The sequence below is a fragment of the Amycolatopsis kentuckyensis genome, assembly GCF_002155975.1.
Lineage (GTDB): Bacteria > Actinomycetota > Actinomycetes > Mycobacteriales > Pseudonocardiaceae > Amycolatopsis > Amycolatopsis kentuckyensis.
Genome location: NZ_MUMI01000351.1, coordinates 1 through 6632, shown reverse-complemented (window position 1 = coordinate 6632; position 6632 = coordinate 1). Strand labels below are relative to the sequence as shown.

Sequence of the window (6632 nt, the reverse complement as noted above, 5' to 3'; positions counted from 1 at the left end):
GCTCGGCCGCGTCCGAGCCCGCGCGGCCGACCAGGCCGAGCAGGGCCGCGCCGACGGCGAGGATCGCCCGCTCGGCGCCGTCGAGCCGCCGGGGCCGGCCGACGACCACCAGGTGCGACGCCGTGGCCTGCGGGTACACCGGCTGGACGACGACGAACCCGCCGTCGAGCTCGGTGGTCGCGCTCCGGATCCCGCTGCCCGTCCGCACGGTCGCCATCAGCTCCCGCACCGCCGTCGGCAGCGGCGTGGGCGCGTCGTGCGCCGAGGCCAGCACGTCCCCGGCGCCGACCAGGGCGACCCAGGACCCCAGCACCGCCGCCAGCGACGACGTCAGCTCGCCGAGCCCACCACCTGCGGCGCGCGTGAGCGTCTCGCGCGCCGCCGTGATCCGCCGCTGTTCCCGCTGGCCGGCCTCGGTCAACGCCACCGACACCGCCCGGTTGACCGCCAAGAAAGGCGTCCGCGAAGGCACCACCAGCAGCGGCAGCCCACGCCGCGCGCAGGCCCGGCGCAGGGGCTCCGGCAGGGTCTCGTGCACCGTCGGGGTGAGCCCGAACCCCAGCGCCGTCACCCCGGCATCGCGCAGCCCGCGCACGTACCGGTCGATCCGCTCCGGCAGGTTGACGCCCGCGGTGAGGATCAGCTCGCCGCCCAGCAGGTACGGCGCGGGGTCCTGCAGCTCGCTCACGTGCGCCCAGCGCACCGGGGCGTCCAGCGCGCCCGGCCGCAGGGTCTCGGGGACGACCTCCAGCGCGAGCTCCCGGTTGCCGACCACGTCCCGTAACGGGACATTCACCTCCGTGGACAACGAATCCGTGATCGGAGTCATTTCATCCCCAACGAAGTCGACATGGGGATGAATCATCCCATGCCGAAGAGGCGACCGGCGAACCTACGGTGACCCGAAACGACGTGAGGAGGACACCGTGACCGGCGACTACGCGGTGATCGCGCTGTACATCGCGGGCATGCTCGGGGTCGGCTGGTACGGCCTCCGGCTCGCGAAGACGAAGTCCGACTACCTGGTCGCCGGGCGGCGGCTGGGCTGGTTCATGTACTCCGGCACGATGTCGGCCGTCGTCCTCGGCGGCGCGTCGACCGTCGGCGGCGTGAAGCTCGGCTACACCTACGGCATCTCCGGCATGTGGCTGGTCGTCAGCATCGGCGTCGGCATCCTGGTGCTGCACGCGTTGTTCGCGCGGCGGCTGGTGCGGCTGAAGGTCTACACCGTCGGCGAGATGCTCGACCTGCGCTACGGCGGCCGCACCAGCGCGGTGTCCGGCGTCGTCATGTGGGGCTACACCCTGATGCTCACGGTGACCTCGACGCTGGCCTTCGCGACCATCTTCAAGGTGCTGTTCGACCTGCCGAACTGGGCCGGGATCGCGATCGGCGGCTCGATCGTGGTGCTCTACTCGGTGCTCGGCGGCATGTGGTCGATCACGCTCACCGACATCGCCCAGTTCGTCATCAAGACCATCGGCATCCTGGCCATCCTGCTGCCGGTCGCGATCAGCTCGGCCGGCGGGTTCGACGGCATGAGCGCCAAGCTCGACGCGAGCTTCTTCAGCTTCACCTCGATCGGCACCGACACGATCATCACCTACTTCGTGATCTACACCTTCGGCCTGCTGATCGGCCAGGACATCTGGCAGCGCGTGTTCACCGCCCGCACCCCCGCGATCGCCACGTCCGGCGGCATCACCTCCGGCGTCTACTGCCTGGTCTACGGCCTGGCCGGCGCCCTGATCGGCACCGCCGCCCACGCGCTGTACCCGGACATCGCCAGCGCGCAGGACGCCTTCGCGACGATCGTCGAGCGCCTGCTGCCGACCGGCGTCCGCGGCCTGGTCCTGGCCGCCGCGCTCTCGGCGATGATGTCGACGGCGAGCGGCGCGCTGATCGCCTGCTCCACCACGACGACGTCGGACCTGCTCACCAAGCTGGGCCTGAAGAAGGGCGGCGAGGTCAGCCGCAACCGGCTCGCCACGCTGGTGCTCGGGCTGCTGGCCATCGGCATCGCGATGATCGTCGACGACGTCGTCAACGCGCTCACCATCGCCTACGACATCCTGGTCGGCGGCCTGCTCGTCGCGATCGTGGGCGCGCTGTTCTGGAAGCGCGGCACCCGGCAGGGCGCCTACGCGTCGATGGTGGCCGGCACGCTGTCGGTCATCGCCTTCATGATCATCGACGGCGTCGACGCCAACACCCCGATCTACTGGGGCCTCGGCGCGAGCCTGGTCGTGTACCTGGCGGTCAGCTTCGCCACGCCCCGCACCCCCGAGACCATCCTCTCCGTCTGGACCCGCCGCTTGAGCGGCGAGGAAACGCCCATCGAGAACCGGGAACAGGAGCCCACCAGTGCCTAACATCGGACCCCTCGACTCGTCGCGCATCCCCCGGTTCGCCGGTTTCGCGACCTTCGCGCGGCTGCCGCGGATCGACCAGGTCGAGCGCGCCGACGTCGCCGTCGTCGGGGTGCCCTTCGACTCCGGCGTGTCCTACCGGCCCGGCGCCCGGTTCGGCCCGGCCGCCGTGCGCGAGGCGAGCCGGCTGCTGCGGCCGTACCACCCGGAGCTGGACGTCTCGCCGTTCGCCGAGAAGCAGGTCGTCGACGCCGGGGACATCGCGGTCAACCCGTTCAACATCGGCGAAGCGATCGAGACGCTGCAGCAGGAAGCCGAAGCGCTGCAGGCGGACGGGACGCGGCTGGTGACCGTCGGCGGCGACCACACCATCGCGCTGCCGCTGCTGCGCGCGGCGGCGAAGAAGCACGGACCCGTTGCCCTGCTGCACTTCGACGCGCACCTCGACACCTGGGACACCTACTTCGGCGAGCCGTACACCCACGGCACCCCGTTCCGGCGGGCGTCCGAGGAAGGCATCCTCGACACGAGCGCGCTGTCGCACGTCGGCACGCGCGGGCCGCTGTACGGCAAGCGCGACCTCGAAGAGGACCGGCGGCTCGGCTTCGGCATCGTCACCTCGGGCGACGTCATGCGCCGGGGCGTCGCCGAGACGGTCGACGCGCTGCGGCAGCGCATCGGCGACCGCCCGCTGTACGTCTCGGTCGACATCGACGTCCTCGACCCGGCCCACGCGCCCGGCACCGGTACTCCCGAGGCAGGCGGCATGACCAGCCGCGAGCTGCTGGAGATCCTGCGCGGGCTGCGCGACCTCAACCTGGTCGGCGCGGACGTCGTCGAGCTGGCCCCGGCCTACGACCACGCCGAGATCACCGCCATCGCGGCCTCCCACGTGGCGTACGACCTGGTGAGCCTGCTGGCCCTGGGGAAGGGCGCATGACCCGGATCGGCGGGGACGTCGTCGTCGAAACCCTGCGGGCCCTGGGCGCCGACACGGTGTTCGGGCTGCCCGGCCAGCACGCGCTGGGCCTGTTCGAGGCGCTGCGGAGGGCCGACGACCTGCGCGTGATCAGCGGGCGCGTCGAGAACAACCTCGCCTTCGCCGCCGACGGGCACGCCCGCGCCCGGCTCGCGGCCGACCCGGACGGCCCGGTGCCGGTGACGCCCCTGGTGGTCTCGACCGGCCCGGGCGCGTTGCTGACGCTGGCTTCGCTGCAGGAGTCGCGCGCGGCTTCGGTGCCGGTGCTCGGGATCTCCAGCCAGGTCCCGGTCGCCGGCCTCGGCGGCGGGCGGCACGGCTACCTGCACGAGCTGCCCGACCAGCAGGCGAGCTTCCGCGACGTCGTGAAGTCGGTGCACGTGGTGCGGCGGGCGAGCCAGATCCCCTCGGCCTTGCGCGAAGCCTGGACGTCGGCGGCGACCGCGCCCTACGGCCCGGTGTGGGTCGAGATCCCCCAGGACGTGCTGCTCGGCCCGGCCGGGATCCCGCCGATCACGTCGGTTTCGGCCACGCCCGCTTCCCTGGAACCGTTGCCGGAGCTGGTGACCGCGGCCGCGGAGCTGCTGGGCGCGGCGGCGAACCCGGTGATCCTCGCCGGCGGCGGCGCGCTGCGGTCGGGGGCGCACGCCGAGCTGCTGGCCCTGGCCGAGGCCCTCCGTGCGCCGGTGATCTCGACGTTCGGCGGCAAGGGCGTCTTCCCGTGGGACCACGAGCTGTCCGGGCGGTCGTGGCTGGAGGACTGGCACACCACGGAGTTCCTCGCCGGCGCCGACGTCCTGCTCGTGCTCGGCTCCGGCCTCGGCGAGCTGTCCAGCAACTACCGCGAGTTCGCCCCGCGCGGCCGGGTGATCCAGGTCGAAGCCGACCTGGGGAAGCTGGAGTCGAACTACCCGGGCCTGGGTCTCCACGCCGACGTGCGGCGCACGCTGCAGGCGCTGCTGGAGTGGGTGCCGATGCGGGCGTCCGACGGCCGGGCCGAAAAGGCGGTCTCGGGGCTGCTCGCGCGGGTGGAGTCGCGTTTGGACGGACAGGACCTGGCCGTCGAGCGGAAGCTGGTCGACGACATCCGCACCGCACTGCCCGACGGCACGCAGACGTTCTGGGACATGACGATCGCGGCGTACTGGGCCTGGTCGGCGTGGAACCCCGAGGGCGCGCCGATCCACACCGCGCAGGGCGCGGGCGGGCTGGGCTACGGCCTGCCGGGCGCGCTCGGCGGCGCCGTCACCGGGCGTCCCACGCTCGCCGTGTCGGGTGACGGCGGCGCGATGTACGGCGTCGCCGAGCTGGCCACGGCGGTGCAGCACGGCCTCGACGTCACCTGGCTGATCGTCGACGACGGCGGCTACGGCGTCCTGCGCGAGTACCTCACCGACGCGTTCGGCCAGACGACGGCCACCGAGCTGGCCCGGCCCGACTTCGTCGCCTTGGCTTCCTCGTTCGGCGTCCCCGCCCGGCTGTCTTCTTTGGACACGGTGGGCGCGGACCTCGCCGAAGCCCTGCGCACGCCCGGGCCGTCCGTCGTCGTCCTCCCCGCGTTGCTGAAGCTGTTCGCGCCGACCCACCTGGAGAAGGCATGACCCGCACGCTCGACCTCACCGACCCGGCGACCGGCGAGGTGTTCGGCACCAGCACCGTCGCCTCCCGGTCCGATGTGGACAAGGCGATGACGGCCGCCGCGCAAGCGTTTGCGATCTGGCGGCGCAGTACGCCGGCCCAGCGTCAGCTGGCCCTGCTGAAGATCGCCGACGCGCTGGCGGCCCGGGCGGCGGAGTTCGCGGACCTCGAAGTGCGCGAGACCGGCAAGATCCGGTCGGTGGTGCTCGAAGAGGAGATCCCGGAGTGCGTGAGCGCGCTGCGGTTCTTCGCCGGGGCCGCGCGGCACCTGGAGGGCACCGCGGCCGGGGAGTACACCCCGGGGCACACGTCGGTGATCCGCCGCGAGCCGGTCGGGGTCTGCGCGCAGATCGCGCCGTGGAACTACCCGCTGATGATGGCGGTCTGGAAGATCGCCCCGGCGCTGGCGGCGGGCAACACGGTGGTGCTCAAGCCGGCGGAGACGACCCCGTCGACGGCCGTGCGGCTGGCCGAGGTGGCCGCGGAGTTCCTGCCCGAGGGCGCGTTCACCGTGCTGACCGGCGACCGCGACACGGGCCGGGCGCTGGTCGAGCACCCGATCACCGCACTCGTCTCGATCACCGGCTCGACGCGCGCGGGCATCGACGTCGCGACGGTGGCGGCCGCCGACCTCAAGCGCACCCACCTGGAACTGGGCGGCAACGCACCCCTGCTGGTGTTCCCGGACGCCGACCTCACGACGACGGCCGAAGGCATCGTGGGCGCGGCGTTCTACAACGCGGGCCAGGACTGCACGGCGGGCAGCCGGGTCCTGGTCCACGAGTCGATCCACGACGACTTCGTCGCCGCACTGGCAAAAGTCGCGGCTTCGCAGACTCCGGGCGTCGACTACGGCCCGTTGAACAGCGCGGCGCAGTTCTCGCGCGTCGAGGGCCTCATTTCGCGCCGGCCGCCACACGCCCGCATCGAGACCGGCGGCACCCGGTTCGGTTCGCGGGGCTTCTACTTCTCCCCCACGGTGGTCTCGGGACTCCGGCAGGACGACGAGCTCGTCCAGGAGGAGATCTTCGGGCCGGTGATCACGGTCCAGTCCTTCGCGAACGAAGCCGCCGGTGTCGCACTGGCCAACGGCGTCCCCTATGGACTGGCGTCATCGGTCTGGACACGAGACCTCGGCATCGCGGCCCGGGTGTCGGCCGAACTGGACTTCGGCTGCGTGTGGGTCAACACGCACGGCCCCCTGGTCGCCGAGATGCCCCACGGCGGTTTCGGCCATTCCGGCCACGGCAAGGACCTCTCGGCGTACGCGTTCGCCGAGTACACCCGCGTCAAGCACGTGATGACGAGGTTCGCATGAGCGCGGCACAAGTGGCGATTCGGCCGAGGGCCGGCCTGGCGAGATGCCGCCGATTTCCGACAATTCTTTTCGGTAAGTTTTATTGAGCCGAAAGGGTGAGAAACCAGCCCGGCGGGGCCAAAGCCTCTAGCGCCGTTCTGCCCGCCGGGACACGGTGAAATCACCTGCCCGCACGATCGGCGAGAGTGATGAAAATGGTACACGGGACAAGACCTCCGGATTATGATTCCCAACACGAAGATTCTGGAGGTTTCTTTCACTCGACCCGAGCCATGCTCATTGCCGTGGCCGGTGTGGTCACGGCGGTGACCGCGCTGATCACCATTCT

Annotated in this window: 5 protein-coding genes; 4 read left to right on the top strand and 1 reads right to left on the bottom strand. The window is 71.6% G+C overall.

Features of this window, described 5'->3' with window-relative positions:
• A partial coding sequence (locus tag CCN39_RS30665) for a PucR family transcriptional regulator ligand-binding domain-containing protein (protein WP_208630457.1) occupies nucleotides 1–829 on the bottom strand: 829 nt, incomplete at its 3' end.
• A 97-nt stretch (nucleotides 830–926) separates the two neighbouring features.
• Here CCN39_RS30665 and CCN39_RS30660 point away from each other — a divergent pair.
• Genes CCN39_RS30660 through CCN39_RS30645 form a run of 4 tightly spaced genes read left to right on the top strand, consistent with a single transcriptional unit; the run spans nucleotide 927 to nucleotide 6304 of the window.
• On the top strand, nucleotides 927–2372 hold the full coding sequence (locus tag CCN39_RS30660; protein WP_086847856.1) for a sodium:solute symporter family protein: 1446 nt from the start codon (nucleotides 927–929) through the stop codon (nucleotides 2370–2372).
• A complete protein-coding gene (gene speB / locus CCN39_RS30655) occupies nucleotides 2365–3309 on the top strand; it encodes an agmatinase (RefSeq protein ID WP_086847854.1) in 945 nt (314 codons plus the stop codon). Before CCN39_RS30660 ends, speB begins: the two co-directional genes overlap by 8 nt.
• On the top strand, nucleotides 3306–4949 hold the full coding sequence (locus CCN39_RS30650) for a thiamine pyrophosphate-binding protein (RefSeq protein WP_086847852.1): 1644 nt from the start codon (nucleotides 3306–3308) through the stop codon (nucleotides 4947–4949). The genes speB and CCN39_RS30650 overlap by 4 nt, the downstream gene beginning before the upstream one ends.
• Nucleotides 4946–6304: an aminobutyraldehyde dehydrogenase gene (locus CCN39_RS30645; protein ID WP_086847850.1), complete on the top strand. Its 1359-nt coding sequence runs from the start codon at nucleotides 4946–4948 to the stop codon at nucleotides 6302–6304. Before CCN39_RS30650 ends, CCN39_RS30645 begins: the two co-directional genes overlap by 4 nt.
• The last annotated feature ends 328 nt before the right edge of the window (nucleotides 6305–6632 follow it).

Excerpts from the sequence above, each read along its gene's own strand:
- CCN39_RS30650 (WP_086847852.1), top strand. The coding sequence starts at position 3,306 with ATGACCCGGATCGGCGGGGACGTCGTCGTCGAAACCCTGCGGGCCCTG.
- CCN39_RS30645 (WP_086847850.1), top strand. The coding sequence starts at position 4,946 with ATGACCCGCACGCTCGACCTCACCGACCCGGCGACCGGCGAGGTGTTC.